Origin of the sequence: Rhodomicrobium sp. (genome assembly GCF_047605405.1) — a bacterium.
GTDB classification, from domain to species: Bacteria; Pseudomonadota; Alphaproteobacteria; order Rhizobiales; family Rhodomicrobiaceae; genus Rhodomicrobium; species Rhodomicrobium lacus.
Genome location: NZ_JASGFR010000001.1, coordinates 40770 through 54811 on the forward strand (window position 1 = coordinate 40770; position 14042 = coordinate 54811).

Sequence of the window (14042 nt, forward strand, 5' to 3'; positions counted from 1 at the left end):
CATGAGCCTGATCGTCCTTCCAGCCTGATCACGCGACGGCGCCCCGGAAAGGCGGCGCGGCCGCATCGTATTCTGGCCCCGGTGATTCCGGGGTGTCAGGACGCTTTGCTCGATATTGACGACGGCCGGGCGCTCGCCTTCGCGGCGTAGCGCGTATTTCCAAGGCCGAACAAACATATCTGATGAAACGCTGAGGCCCGGAACGGGCCGCGAGGATGTTGAAATGGAAGCCCTGAATCTCTCGACAACCTCTTCGATCGAACAGACGTCGATCGAACACAAATGGCGGCGTATACAGAGCCGCCTGCGCGCCGAACTCGGCGAAGACGTCTTTACGAGCTGGTTTGGTCGCGTCGAGCTGGACTCATGCGATGGACGCGTGGTGCAGGTTTCTGTTCCGACGAAGTTTCTGCGCAACTGGCTGCAATCTCACTATTCCGACAAGCTGCTTGCCTGCTGCGGCACGGAATTGAACGGCGTCAACCGCCTCGAATTCCGCGTTCGCCAACCTCATCTCGCTCCGGTGGAGAAGATGAAGCCGTCGCCTGCCGCGGCCACTGCCACGGCCGCGGTGGAGCCCGTGATGCCGAAGGCGCAGGCCGCACCGTCGCCCGCCGTGCCGCTTCGCATCGTCAACACGCCCGCCCGCGATGGCCGCACCGGGCTTGAGGGCTTCGAGGGGTCGCCGCTCGACCCGCGCTACACGTTCCAGTCGTTCGTGGTCGGCTCGCCGAATCGGCTCGCTCACGCGGCAGCGTTTCAGGTCGCCGAAAGCACACCCGATCAGCCGCTGAAGTACAATCCGCTTTACATCCACGCGCGTGTCGGGATGGGCAAGACGCATCTTCTCCACGCCATCGCGTGGGAAATGAAGGCGCGTAATCCGAACGCGAAGGTGCTCTACCTCACCGCCGAGCGTTTCATGTACAGCTTCGCGGAAGCGCTTCAGACGCGCGACGCGCCCGCCTTCAAGGAAAAACTGCGCACCATCGACCTGCTCATCATCGACGACATGGAATTCCTGCAGGGACGCACCTTCCAGCAGGAGTTCTGCCACACGCTGAATTCGCTCATCGATGGCGGCAAGCAGGTCGTCGTCGCGGCGGACTGCGCGCCCTTGCTGCTGGAGAGCTTCGACGCGCGGATGCGCTCGCGCCTGTCGGGCGGTCTCGTCGCGGAGATGTCCGCGCTCGATTTCGACCTTCGCCTCAAGATCCTTCAGCGCAGGACGGCGGAAAAGATCGCGCTTTCGCGGGGGTTTGAAGTCCCCGGCGATGTGCTCGAATATCTCGCAACCCAGCTCACCGAGAATGGCCGCGAACTCGAAGGCGCGATCACGCGTCTGCACGCGACGTGGCAGTTGACGGGCGAGAAGGTGACGGTCGACGCCGCCGAAAACACCATCGGCGATTTGATCCGCTCGAAGGAGCCCAAGCGCGTCAAGATCGATGACATACTTCGCATCGTCGCCAAGCACTACGGCGTCCAGCGCGGGGATCTCCTCTCCAGCCGCCGCAACCAGTCCATCGTGAGACCTCGTCAGATCGGCATGTATCTCGCGAAGACACTCACCTCGCGCTCGCTTCCGGAAATCGGCCGCCGGTTCGGCGGACGCGACCACACGACGGTGCTGCACGCCATCCGCAAGATCGAGTCGCTGAAACAGGCGGATGGTGTGCTGAAGGACGAACTCGACTCGCTCTCTCGCATGCTGAAGGACGGCAACGTCTGACAAGCTGTTCGGGCTGCGCTTGACTCTTCGTCGCCGCGGCCTTCAAATGCTTGCCTAACAAGGAGAACACCGCGTCAGCGGGGTAGTTTTTATGCGCTTTGTTGTCGATCGGAACGCAATGCTCCGCGCGCTGGGGCATATCACGGGCATCGTCGAGCGGCGGAACACCATTCCGATCCTGAGCAACATCCTTATCGGTGCGGATCGCGATGGCGGGCTGACGTTCAAGGCGACCGACCTCGACATCGAGGCCATCGAAAGCGTGCCCGCGAAGGTCGAAGTCGCGGGCGCGGTAACGGTGCCCGCGCACACGCTGCACGATATCGTCCGAAAGCTGCCGGAAGGCGCGGAAATCAGGATCGAGCGCAAGGGCGACGAAGGCCGCCTCAAGGTGGCGGCCGGGCGTGCGAGCTTTGAGCTGGCGAGCCTTCCCGCCGACGATTTCCCCGACATGGGACAGACCGAGCTGCCGACGCGGTTCACCGTGGACGCCGCCGAACTCAAGCGCCTGTTCGAGAAGGCGCGCTTTGCCATCTCCACGGAAGAGACGCGCTATTATCTGAACGGCATCTACCTTCACTCGGTCGATGGCCCGGAGGGCGCGAAGCTTCGTGCCGTGGCCACCGATGGACATCGCCTTGCTCAGGTCGAGACGGCACGCCCGGAAGGCGCGGACGGCATGCCCGGCGTGATCGTGCCCCGCAAGGCGGTCGGCGAGGTCATCAAGCTGCTCGAAGCGGGCGCCGCGCCTGTCGAGGTAACGCTGTCTCCAGCGAAAATCCGTTTCGCCGTCGGCGACGTCGTGCTCACATCGAAGCTGATCGACGGGGCATTCCCCGATTATGCGCGTGTCATTCCGACAACCAACAAGAAGCTCCTGCTACTCGAAAATGCCGATCTGGTGAAAGCGGTGGATCGCGTCTCGACCCTTTCTTCGGAGAAGGGCAGGGCGGTGAAGCTCAACGCGGCGGAGGGGCGTCTGGTCGTCTCCGCCAATAACCCCGAATCGGGGTCGGCGACGGAAGAAATCTCGGCAGATTACCAGAACGACCCGCTCGAAATCGGCTTCAACGCACGCTATCTGCTCGACATCACCGGGCAGATCGATGGTACGAAAGCGCTGTTCAAGCTTGCCGACGGCTCTTCGCCCACACTGATCTCGGATGAGGCGGATGCGACGTCGCTTTATGTCCTCATGCCGATGCGCGTTTGATGCGACTGACCGTGGGCTTGGCAAGGGGTTTTGCTGCTTCAGACCGTGAATGGGCCTGAGCCCGTCAGCCGAAAGCCCGGTTCATCATCCGCGTGTCGGGTCGCCATTGCGGTCTTTCTTGCCTTTGTCCCGGTTCGGCGTGCACTCTAATTCGCCAATCAGCGCTCGTTTTCGAAGGACAGCGCGCGGGCTACCGCATTCGAGCAAGGATCGTAAATTCGGCGTCCAGTTTCACGGAAATGCTTTCCAGCGATTTCAGTAAAAGTGGGAACCGGTTTTCCGTCCGCAATTGCGTTTCCCACCGACCGGATTTCGATGCAACCAACCGACCGAATCGCCATTGCCAAACTGACGTTGACCGATTTCCGCAATTACAGGGCGGCGACGCTCCTTACGGGGGCGGGACCGGTCGTACTTGCCGGGGCAAATGGCGCCGGGAAGACGAACTGCCTCGAAGCGGTGTCGTTGCTGACGGCGGGGCGCGGGCTTCGCTCGCTTCCATTTCCTGAACTTGCGCGAAGCGGGGGCTCGGGCGGCTGGGCCGTGGCCGCAGAGCTTGGTGTCGCGGGTGAGGACATGCATATCGGCACGGGAATTCAGCTCCCGCCCGACGGTATGCTGACCGCGCGCGCCGCGCGCACCGTCAAGATCGATCATGCGCTTGCGAAGGGATCCGGTGCGCTGGCTCGCATCCGCATGCTCTGGCTCACGCCTTCGATGGACGGGCTGTTCACCGGCCCGGCAGCCGACCGACGGCGCTTCCTCGACCGGCTGGTGCTCAGCCTAGACCCCGGCTATGCCGCTGCCGCCGCTGCTTTCGAGAGGGCCATGCGGCAACGCAACAAGGCGCTCGAAGAGTTCGATTCGCCGCCGATGCTGACCGCCATTGAGGCGCAGATGGCCGAGGCCGCCGTGGCGATGGCGGTCGCGCGGGCACGGGCCGTCTCGGCGCTTTCCGCCGAGATCGAGGCGGAACGCGCCCGCGATCCCGACTCGCTCTTCCCGTGGGCGGCGCTTTCCCTCGTCGGCACTCTGGAAGAACAGGCTGGCGCACTTTCAGAAGATGCCATGCGCGAGGGCTACGTCCGCTCGCTGGCGCATGGCCGCGACCGTGACCGCGCGGCGGGGCGCACGCTGGCCGGTCCGCACCGTTCGGACCTCGACGTAACCCACGGGCCGAAGGCGATGCCCGCGCGAATGTGCTCGACGGGCGAGCAGAAGGCGCTGCTGGTCGGCCTCGTTCTGGCGCAGGCGCGGCTCATCAAGCGCGCGGCGGCCGGGATTGCACCGTTGATTCTGCTTGATGAAATCGCCGCCCACCTCGACATCGGCCGTCGCGAGGCGCTATTTTCATCCATCGTCGCGCTCAACGCGCAGGTGTGGATGACGGGGACCGACCTCGCCACCTTCACGCCACTGCGAAGCGCCATAGAAACGCAGCTTTTCGTTGTTTCAAACGGCTCTATAATGCCCGCGAATGATGCAGAACGCGCTGCGAAACACTAGATAAGAGAATGTCTTCGTCGCCCAGGGCGGCACAACCAGGTGCATTTATGGAAGCAGCAAGACGCAGGGACGCTGAGGTGGAAGCCTATGGCGCCGACAGCATCAAGGTTCTCAAGGGCCTCGATGCGGTGCGCAAGCGCCCCGGCATGTATATCGGCGACACGGACGACGGGTCGGGCCTCCACCACATGGTCTATGAGGTGGTGGATAACGCCATCGACGAGGCGCTGGGCGGCTATGCGGATTATGTGTCGGTCACGCTGAACGCCGACGGCTCCGTCACGGTGGAGGACAACGGGCGCGGCATTCCCACGGAAATCCATCCGCAGGAAGGCGTCTCCGCAGCCGAAGTCATCATGACCCAGCTCCACGCGGGCGGCAAGTTCGACCAGAACTCCTACAAGGTGTCTGGCGGCCTGCACGGCGTGGGCGTGTCGGTGGTGAATGCGCTGTCGACGCGGCTCGAACTCACGATCTGGCGCGGCGGGCATGAGCATTTCATGGCGTTCGCGGACGGCGTTCCGGTCGAGCCGCTGAAGATCGTCGGCGCGGCGCCGGATCGGCGCGGCACGCGCGTGACCTTCATGCCAAGCGCGGCGACGTTCACCATGGTCGACTTCGACTATGCGACGCTCGAATTCCGGCTGCGCGAACTCGCCTTCCTCAACTCCGGCGTTTATATCAGGCTCACGGATCTGCGTGGCGTCGAGCCGGTGAAAAGTGAATTCAAGTACGAGGGCGGTCTCAAGGCTTTCGTCGAATATCTGGACCGCGCGAGAACGCCGCTCTTCCCGGTGCCGGTTTTCGTCCGGTCGGAGCGCGACGGCGTCGCGGTGGAGGCCGCGCTGTGGTGGAACGACGGCTACCACGAGAACGTGCTCTGCTTTACGAACAACATTCCGCAGCGCGACGGCGGCACGCACTTGGCGGGCTTCCGCGCGGCGCTGACGCGCACCATCAACACCTATGCCGCATCGACCGGCGTGGCCAAGAAGGAAAAGGTGCAACTCACCGGCGACGACGCCCGCGAGGGGTTGACCTGCGTCTTGTCGGTGAAGGTGGCCGACCCGAAGTTCTCCAGTCAGACCAAGGACAAGCTCGTTTCGTCCGAGGTGCGCCCCGCCGTCGAGAGCACGATGACGGAGACTCTTGGCACATGGTTCGAGGAGCATCCGGTCGAAGGCAAGCTGATCCTGCTCAAGGTGGCGGAAGCGGCGGCGGCACGCGAAGCGGCGCGGAAGGCGCGTGAACTCACCCGCCGCAAGGGCGTGCTCGATGTCGCGAACCTGCCCGGCAAGCTTGCCGACTGTCAGGAGCGCGATCCATCGAAATCGGAAGTGTTCCTCGTCGAGGGCGACAGCGCGGGCGGCTCGGCCAAGCAGGGCCGCGACCGTTCCAATCAGGCCGTGCTGCCTCTTCGCGGCAAGATCCTCAACGTGGAGCGCGCGCGGTTCGACAAGATGCTCTCGAGTCAGGAAATCGGCACGCTCATCACGGCTCTGGGCACCGGCATCGGTCGCGACGACTTCGACCTCTCGAAGCTGCGCTATCACCGCATCATCATCATGACCGACGCCGATGTCGACGGCGCGCATATCCGCACGCTGTTGCTCACGTTCTTCTATCGGCAGATGCCGCAGCTCATCGAGTCAGGGCACGTCTACATTGCGCAGCCGCCGCTGTACAAGGTGAAGCGCGGCAGTTCCGAAAACTATCTCAAGGATCAGCGCGCCTTCGAGGACTTCCTGATCGACGGCGGGCTGGAAGGCTCGGTGTTTGTCAACGGCCACGGCGAGCGTCGTTCGGGCCGCGATCTGCGTCAGGCCGTGGAGCGCGCTCGCTCCTTCAGCCATGTGCTCGACGGGCTGCATCTGCGCTATTCCCGCGCCGTTGTGGAGCAGGCGGCGATCGCTGGCCTTCTCAATCCGAAGCTTCTCGACGAGGACGAAGATGAGGCCGCGCGGCTCGCCGACAAGGTGGTCGAACGGATGAAGGCACTCTCCGAGGAAGCCGAGCAAGGCTGGTCGTGGAGTCGGGGAGCGGACGGCGGCTTCGTGTTCGAGCGCGAAGTGAGAAGCGTCCGGGAAGCGCATGCCATCGACAGTGCCCTGTCGCATTCCGCCGATGCCCGCAAGCTGCATTCCTATCACCCGGAGTTTGCGGAGCTTTTCTCCGGCAAGACCGTGCTTGAGCGCAAGGGCACCGAAACGCCCCTGCACGGGCCGCGCGACCTCCTGAACGCGGTCTTTGCCGCGGGTCGCGTGGGCGTCACCATGCAGCGCTATAAAGGGTTGGGCGAGATGAACCCGGAGCAGCTCCGCGAAACGACCCTCGATCCGAATGTGCGCACGCTCCTTCAGGTGAAGCTCGGCGAGCTTGCGGACGCGGACGAGATTTTCGCCAAGCTCATGGGCGACGTGGTGGAGCCGCGCCGCGACTTCATCCAGCAGAACGCGCTGTCGGTGTCGAACCTGGATATCTGACCGGCGACGCTGCTCCGGCTGCGGCCCCTGGTCCGCCGACCCAACACAGCTGCGCGGCGCGGCTATAGCGGTTGCGTGGCGGCTGTGGAAGCACCAGAGGTTCTGGTCAAACCCGCAGCGCTTGAAAAATCATGCCAACGGATGACACATGGCACATCTGCGCGTGGGATTAATTTCTAGTATTTATATCGAAAAACAGATATATGCTATAGAAATGGGCAGATGGCCTTTCACTCCGTGTGACAGGACGCTGGCCTGCTCTGATCAAATGGTCGTTCGACCGCGACCCAATTGGGGGATGTGCTTATGCTTAAATTCGGCCTTGTGGCGCTCGCCACGCTTCTCACCATCGGCACGGCCAGTGCCGACAAGCTCGACGACATCAAGAAAGCCGGTGTGCTTCGCGTGGCAGCCTTCGACAGCAACCCGCCGTTCGGATTCGTCGACCCGAAGACGAGGCAGATAACCGGGCTTGATGTCGACTACGCGCAAGCGCTCGCCGATAAACTCGGCGTCAAGCTGGAACTGCGTCCTACGAATCCGGCCAATCGCATCCCGCTGCTGACGTCCGACAAGGTCGATCTGGTGCTGGCAAACTTCACCATCACCGAGGAGCGCGCCAAGCAGCTCGATTTCAGTATTCCCTATTTCTCATCCGGTCAGCAGTTTCTGGCCAAGAAGGGCACGCTTTCCTCGCGCGAACAGCTGAACGGTCTTCGTATCGGTGCGGACAAGGGCACAACCAACGAGATCGTGCTCAGGCGCGACTACCCCAATGCCGTGATCGTTGCCTTCGACGATACACCGTTCGCCTTCACGGCTCTGCGCAACGGCAATGTGCAGGCGATCACGCAGGACGGCCCGAAGCTCGTCGGTCTTCTGGCCAACGTGCCCGATAAGGAGAACTACGAGATTCCGGCCTTCACCATCTCCGACGACTATATCGGCGTCGGTATTCCGAAGGGTGAAAAGCGCCTCGTCGACTTCGTGAACGAGACGCTGGTCGAACTCGAAGCCAGCGGTCGGGCCGCCAAAATCTACGATGCCTGGTTCGGCCCCAATTCCAAGGCACCGTTGCCGCGCCTCTTCAAAATCGGCGACAAGTCGTAATAATTCCACGCATAGAAATGGCAGCCGTCGCGCGAGTTGCTCGGGCGACGGCTGCTTGCAGTCCTCCCCCCTCCCAGCGTGACGTCACCGGGTCGACGCAAGCCAAAGTGAAAGTCCATGGAATTTTTCGGCGAGCCGATGGCAATGCGCTATCTGCTCTGGCTGCTTCAGGGCTTCGGCATGACGATTGCCCTGTCGGCGGCCGTTATCGTTGCGTCGACGGCGCTGGGAATCGCGGTCAGCGGCCTGCAGCTCAGCGGATACCGCCCGCTGCGGGCGTTGCTGGACGGCTATATCAGCGTCATCCGCAATACGCCTCTGCTGGTCCAGCTCTTCTTCTGGTATTTCGGCGTGACTTCGCTGCTGCCGTCCGGCCTCGTCGCCTGGCTCAACACCCAGCATGTGCTCGACCTGCATCTGTTTTCGCTGCGATGGCCAGCCTTCGAGACGCTGGCCGGCTTCTTCGGTCTGACACTCTATGCCGCTGCATTTATTGCGGAGGAGGTCCGCGCCGGTATCAATGGCGTGAAATCCACCCAGCGGGCAGCCGCCATGGCGCTCGGCATGACTGATTTCCTCGTGTTCCGGCTGGTGGTGCTACCGCAAGCGCTCCGCATCGCCTGGTTGCCGGTCGTCGGGCAATATCTCGGCACGATCAAGAACACGTCGATCACCATGGCGATCGGGCTGGCGGAGCTTTCCTATGCCTCGCGCCAGGTCGAGACTGAAACCTTTCTCACCTTTCAGGCGTTCGGGGTCGCAACCGTCCTTTACATCCTCCTCGTCGCGCTGACAGAGGCTGCCGGACACGCTGTCGCGCGCAGCACTCCTTTCGCCTCGGCGGCAAGAAGCCGATGAATTTCTCCGTCATCCTCGACAACCTCGACTACCTGCTCATCGGGGCATGGCCAGACGGTCCCCTGGGCGGGCTTGCGCTGACACTGATCCTGTCGGTTCTCTCCGCCATCGCCTCCGGGGTGTTGGGGCTGATCTTCGGTATCGCGCTCGCGATGAGTTCCGGGCCTGTCAAGACCGCGCTCGTGATCTTCCTCGGCTTCTTTCGCAGCATTCCGATCATCATGCTGATCTTCTGGAGCTATTTCCTGCTTCCGATCCTGATGCGCGTGTCCGTGCCGGAAGTGGGGACCGTCGTTGTGGCTCTGTCGCTCGTCGGCGGGGCGTATCTGGCGTACACCGTGGCGGCAGGTATCGAGAGCGTCGATGCGGGGCAGTGGAACGCCGGCTATGCGCTGGGCTTCGGGCGCTGGCAGATCCTCGCCATCATTGTCCTGCCCCAGGCCCTGCGCGTGATGGCGCCGTCTTTCGTGAACCAGTGGGCATCGCTCGTGAAGGATACGTCTCTCGCCTACGTCATCGGTGTGCCTGAACTCTCGTTCGTGGCCACGCAGGTGAACAACCGCGCGATGATTTATCCGACGGAAATCTTCCTTTTCATCGGTGTGGTCTATTGGTGCCTGTGCGCGGCAATCGATCGCTTCGCCACATGGCTCACCGGGCGAAGCGGGTACTCCCGCAACGAGGTGGCTTCCGCAAAGCTGAAGGTGTCGAGCACCTGAAAGCGCGTGAAATCGGCATGGAAATCGTACAGCCCGGACAAGTGGCTTCCTTTCAGGCCAACGCCACCCTGGCCTCGAAGATCGGCGGCTCTTCGAGATCGTCAGATGCTCGCGGCGCGTAAAGTCGAGCCGATGCCCCTCCTTTGGAAGACATGGCCCAAGAGCGCCGCATGGAAAGGGCGGTATGCCGTCGCCCATTCTCGGAGTAACCGCAATAGTTAAAAGCGAAGCACCCGGCGAAGGGTTCTTCAGGCCATAGGCATCTAGATATGCCGCTTACGGTCTCCCCGCCAAGGGGACGACAGCGAAAGCGCGCAAGGCCCGTGGCCGTTCGTATATGAGAATCCTATTTTTTCGCGCTCTCTCCTCCGTCGAACACATATGCCCCTCCGACTATCCTTTCCCGTGTGAAATTAACTCATCGGGTGAGGAGTCCCATGTTCGAGGTTTCTATGCTCTGCATCGGCGTCGCGTTTTTCGCGGCGGCCGTGCTCTATGTCCGCGGCTGCGAGCGATTGTGAGGCGGCCATGCTGTTCGATTATCTGCTCGCGGGCGACGTGACGGCGGCGCTCTTCGCCTATCTCGTCTATGCGCTTCTGAAACCAGAGAAATTCTAGGAAACCACCGCCATGACCCTCGCAGGTTGGGCGCAGATCCTCGTGTTCTGCGCCATCGTGGTGCTGCTCGCAAAACCCGCAGGCGCGTACATGACGCGCGTGTTCGCGGGCGAGCGCACGCTATTTTCATTCGTTCTTTCTCCCGCCGAACGCGTCGTTTACGCAACTGCGGGCGTCGATCCGAAGACCGAGCAGCGCTGGAGCGCCTATGCGATCTCCATGCTCGCCTTTAACTTCGCGGGCTTCCTGTTGCTCTATGCGATCCTGCGGCTTCAGGATCTGCTGCCGCTCAACCCGCAAGGCATGGAGGGCATGCCGGCCGATCTCGCGCTGAACACGGCGGCGAGTTTCGTCACCAACACGAACTGGCAGAACTACGGCGGCGAAAGCACGCTTGGCTATTTCGCGCAGATGGCCGGGCTTACGGTGCAGAACTTCGTCTCCGCCGCGACCGGCATCGCGCTTGCCGTTGCCCTCATTCGCGGCTTCACGAGGCGCTCGGCGGCGGGAATCGGCAATTTCTGGGCCGATCTCACGCGCTGCACGCTCTATATCCTGTTGCCGCTTTCCCTCCTGATCGCGGTCGCGCTGGTGTGGCAGGGCATGCCGCAGAACCTCAACCCCTACGTCGAGGCGACAACACTCGAAGGCGGCAAGCAGGTGATCGCGCAAGGCCCCGTCGCGAGCCAGGTGGCGATCAAGATGTTGGGCACCAATGGGGGCGGCTTCTTCAACGCCAACGCCGCGCACCCCTACGAGAATCCCACGCCGCTTTCGAACATGATCCAGATGATCGCGATCTTCGCGCTCGGCGCGGGGCTGACCAACGTCTTCGGCCGCATGGCGGGCGATCAGCGCCAGGGCTGGGCGATCCTTGGCGCGATGGGCGTGTTGTTTCTGGTGGGCGTCTCGCTCGCCTATTGGGCCGAGGCAAACGGCAATCCTCTGTTAACCGCGCTCGGCCTCGACGGCGCGCCCGGCAACATGGAAGGCAAGGAGACGCGGTTCGGCATAGCGGCGTCGGCCCTCTTCGCCACGATCACGACGGCGGCGTCATGCGGAGCCGTGAACGCGATGCACGCCTCGCTGACCCCGCTCGGCGGCCTCGTGCCTCTCGTCAACATGCAGCTCGGCGAGGTGGTCGTCGGCGGGGTCGGCGCGGGGCTCTACGGGATGCTTCTGTTCGGCATCCTGTCCGTGTTCGTCGCCGGGCTGATGGTCGGGCGCACGCCGGAATATCTCGGCAAGAAGATCGAGGCGCGCGAGGTGAAGCTCACCATGCTCGCGATCCTGTGCCTGCCGCTCATGATGCTCGGATTCACGGCGATTGCGGTCATCGCGCCAAACGGCCTGTCGAGCATATCGTCAGCCGGTCCGCATGGCTTCTCGGAGGTGCTCTACGCCTACACGTCAGCCGCGGCGAATAATGGCTCAGCGTTTGCGGGGCTGTCGGGGAACACCCTGTTCTACAACACGACGCTCGCCGTCGGCATGTTGGTGGGGCGTTTCTTCGTGATCGTGCCGATGCTCGCCATCGCTGGCTCGCTCGCCGCGAAGAAGATCGTGCCGCCCTCGTCAGGCACATTCCCGACGAACGGGCCCCTGTTCGCCGCCCTCCTCATCGGCGTCGTCGTCCTCGTCGGCGGGCTGACCTTCCTGCCTGCGCTCGCACTCGGGCCCATCGTCGAACATCTCGCGATGATCGCCGGACAAACCTTCTGAGGCACCCATGAAAACGTCGACCCTTTCCGCGCGGCCGTCCGCGCTTCATCCCGCCATTCTCGCCCCCGCGCTTGCGGGCGCCTTCCGCAAGCTCGCGCCACAGCACATGATCCGCAATCCGGTCATGTTTCTGGTCGAGGTGCTCGCGGCGCTCGTCACCGTGCTTTTCATCCGCGATGCGGTTGCGGGAACGGAGAACCTCGGCTTTCCGCTTCAGGTCATCCTCTGGCTCTGGTTCACCGTGCTGTTCGCAAACTTCGCCGAAGCGGTGGCCGAAGGGCGCGGCAAGGCGCAGGCGGCGAGTCTCCGGGCAACCCGGACCGATGTCGTCGCCAAACGGCTGAAAAACGCGGCCCGCGAAAGCGATTACGAGAGCGTGCCCGCGCTCTCGCTGAAGCCGGGCGACGTCGTTCTCGTGGAGGCGGGCGACATCGTTCCGTCCGACGGCGAGGTGATCGAGGGCATCGCTTCAGTCAACGAAGCCGCGATCACGGGCGAATCCGCGCCAGTGATCCGCGAATCGGGCGGCGACCGCTCGGCGGTGACCGGCGGCACGCAGGTCATTTCCGACTGGCTCGTCGTGCGCATCACCGCCGCGCAGGGCTCCACGTTCCTCGATCGCATGATATCGCTTGTGGAGGGGGCGCAGCGGCAGAAGACGCCGAACGAGATCGCGCTGAATATCCTGCTGGCCGGAATGTCGCTCATCTTCGTCCTCGCCGTGGCGAGCATTCCGAGCTTCGCGGCCTATGCGGGGGGGCAGATTTCGGTGCTGGTGCTCGTGGCGCTGTTCGTGACGCTGATACCGACCACCATCGGCGCGCTGCTGTCGGCCATCGGCATCGCAGGCATGGATCGGCTGGTTCGCTTCAATGTGCTTGCCATGTCGGGCCGGGCCGTCGAGGCGGCGGGCGATGTCGATACGCTGCTGCTCGACAAGACCGGTACGATCACGCTGGGCGACCGGCAGGCAACGGCGTTCATTCCGCTCGCAGGGGTGAGCGAACGCGACCTCGCGGATGCGGCGCAGCTTTCCTCGCTTTCGGACGAAACGCCGGAAGGGCGCTCCATCGTCGTGCTTGCGAAGGAGAAATACGGTCTGCGCGGGCGCGACCTTGCCGGACATGCCGTGCAGTTCATCGCTTTCAGCGCGCATACCCGCATCAGCGGTATCGATATCGATGGCGAGCCGATCCGCAAGGGCGCCGTCGATGCCGTTCTGGCGCATATCCGGCAGGTGCGGGCAGATCCCGTGATCGGACTGCCATCCGACCTGCGCGCCGCCGCCGAGACCATTGCCAAATCGGGCGGAACGCCGCTTGCCGTCTCGCGCGGCGGGCGTCTCCTCGGCGTCGTCCATCTCAAGGACATCGTGAAGGGCGGCATCCGCGAGCGCTTCGCCGAGTTGCGGCAGATGGGCATCCGAACGGTAATGATCACCGGCGATAACGCGCTGACGGCGGCAGCAATCGCGGCGGAAGCGGGCGTCGACGATTTCCTCGCCGAAGCCACGCCCGAAGCGAAGCTTAGGCTCATCCGCGAGGAGCAGGCGCAGGGCAAACTCGTCGCCATGTGCGGCGATGGCACCAACGACGCGCCCGCGCTGGCGCAAGCCGACGTTGGCGTTGCCATGAACACGGGCACGGTCGCCGCGCGCGAGGCGGGCAACATGGTCGACCTCGACAGCGATCCGACCAAGCTCATCGAGATCGTCGGCATCGGCAAGCAACTGCTCATGACGCGCGGCGCTCTCACCACCTTCTCCATCGCAAATGACGTGGCGAAATATTTCGCGATCATCCCCGCGATGTTCATCGCCTTCTATCCGCAGCTCGGCGCGCTGAATGTGCTCGGCCTCGCCACGCCGGAAAGCGCGATCCTCTCGGCGATCATCTTCAACGCGCTGATCATCGTCGCGCTGATCCCGCTGGCACTTCGCGGCGTGCGCTACCGGCCCCGGCCAGCCGCGCAACTCCTTCAGCGCAACCTGCTGATCTACGGCGTCGGCGGGATCGTCGCGCCGTTCGTCGGCATCAAGTTGATCGACATCGCAATAACCGCCATTGGATTGGTCTAGAGGC

10 protein-coding genes are annotated in these 14042 nt (G+C 63.3%); all 10 read left to right on the forward strand.

Features of this window, described 5'->3' with window-relative positions:
* Positions 1–223 precede the first annotated feature (223 nt).
* The 10 genes from dnaA (at position 224) to kdpB (ending at position 14038) form a co-directional block, all read left to right on the forward strand.
* Entirely contained in the window at positions 224–1732 is a 1509-nt protein-coding gene (gene dnaA / locus QM659_RS00205) for a chromosomal replication initiator protein DnaA (protein ID WP_415186934.1), read from the forward strand.
* Between the two features lie 91 nt (positions 1733–1823).
* Positions 1824–2945 carry a DNA polymerase III subunit beta gene (dnaN, locus tag QM659_RS00210; protein ID WP_127077668.1) on the forward strand — a complete coding sequence of 374 codons (1122 nt, stop codon included), beginning with the start codon at positions 1824–1826 and terminating at the stop codon, positions 2943–2945.
* A gap of 315 nt (positions 2946–3260) precedes the next feature.
* The gene (gene recF, locus QM659_RS00215) at positions 3261–4451 is read left to right on the forward strand and encodes a DNA replication/repair protein RecF (RefSeq protein WP_415186935.1); all 1191 of its coding nucleotides are present in this window, start codon (positions 3261–3263) and stop codon (positions 4449–4451) included.
* A 47-nt stretch (positions 4452–4498) separates the two neighbouring features.
* Entirely contained in the window at positions 4499–6934 is a 2436-nt protein-coding gene (gyrB, locus tag QM659_RS00220) for a DNA topoisomerase (ATP-hydrolyzing) subunit B (RefSeq protein WP_415186936.1), read from the forward strand.
* Between the two features lie 306 nt (positions 6935–7240).
* Entirely contained in the window at positions 7241–8044 is an 804-nt protein-coding gene (locus QM659_RS00225; protein WP_303484887.1) for an ABC transporter substrate-binding protein, read from the forward strand.
* 117 nt (positions 8045–8161) lie between these two features.
* Positions 8162–8902, forward strand: a complete 741-nt coding sequence (locus tag QM659_RS00230; protein ID WP_127077664.1) for an amino acid ABC transporter permease — start codon at positions 8162–8164, stop codon at positions 8900–8902.
* Positions 8899–9621, forward strand: a complete 723-nt coding sequence (locus QM659_RS00235) for an amino acid ABC transporter permease (protein ID WP_415186937.1) — start codon at positions 8899–8901, stop codon at positions 9619–9621. The genes QM659_RS00230 and QM659_RS00235 overlap by 4 nt, the downstream gene beginning before the upstream one ends.
* A gap of 528 nt (positions 9622–10149) precedes the next feature.
* A complete protein-coding gene (gene kdpF, locus QM659_RS00240) occupies positions 10150–10239 on the forward strand; it encodes a K(+)-transporting ATPase subunit F (protein WP_415186938.1) in 90 nt (29 codons plus the stop codon).
* Between the two features lie 12 nt (positions 10240–10251).
* Positions 10252–11961, forward strand: coding sequence for a potassium-transporting ATPase subunit KdpA (gene kdpA, locus QM659_RS00245; protein WP_415186939.1), 1710 nt, complete (start codon positions 10252–10254; stop codon positions 11959–11961).
* A gap of 7 nt (positions 11962–11968) precedes the next feature.
* Positions 11969–14038 carry a potassium-transporting ATPase subunit KdpB gene (gene kdpB / locus QM659_RS00250; RefSeq protein ID WP_415186940.1) on the forward strand — a complete coding sequence of 690 codons (2070 nt, stop codon included), beginning with the start codon at positions 11969–11971 and terminating at the stop codon, positions 14036–14038.
* Positions 14039–14042 lie beyond the last annotated feature (4 nt).

Bases quoted from the DNA above. Each gene is read 5' to 3' on its own strand.
- dnaA (WP_415186934.1), top strand. From the start codon at position 224: ATGGAAGCCCTGAATCTCTCGACAACCTCTTCGATCGAACAGACGTCG.
- dnaN (WP_127077668.1), top strand. From the start codon at position 1,824: ATGCGCTTTGTTGTCGATCGGAACGCAATGCTCCGCGCGCTGGGGCAT.
- recF (WP_415186935.1), top strand. From the start codon at position 3,261: ATGCAACCAACCGACCGAATCGCCATTGCCAAACTGACGTTGACCGAT.
- gyrB (WP_415186936.1), top strand. From the start codon at position 4,499: ATGGAAGCAGCAAGACGCAGGGACGCTGAGGTGGAAGCCTATGGCGCC.
- QM659_RS00225 (WP_303484887.1), top strand. From the start codon at position 7,241: ATGCTTAAATTCGGCCTTGTGGCGCTCGCCACGCTTCTCACCATCGGC.
- QM659_RS00230 (WP_127077664.1), top strand. From the start codon at position 8,162: ATGGAATTTTTCGGCGAGCCGATGGCAATGCGCTATCTGCTCTGGCTG.
- QM659_RS00235 (WP_415186937.1), top strand. From the start codon at position 8,899: ATGAATTTCTCCGTCATCCTCGACAACCTCGACTACCTGCTCATCGGG.
- kdpF (WP_415186938.1), top strand. From the start codon at position 10,150: ATGCTGTTCGATTATCTGCTCGCGGGCGACGTGACGGCGGCGCTCTTC.
- kdpA (WP_415186939.1), top strand. From the start codon at position 10,252: ATGACCCTCGCAGGTTGGGCGCAGATCCTCGTGTTCTGCGCCATCGTG.
- kdpB (WP_415186940.1), top strand. From the start codon at position 11,969: ATGAAAACGTCGACCCTTTCCGCGCGGCCGTCCGCGCTTCATCCCGCC.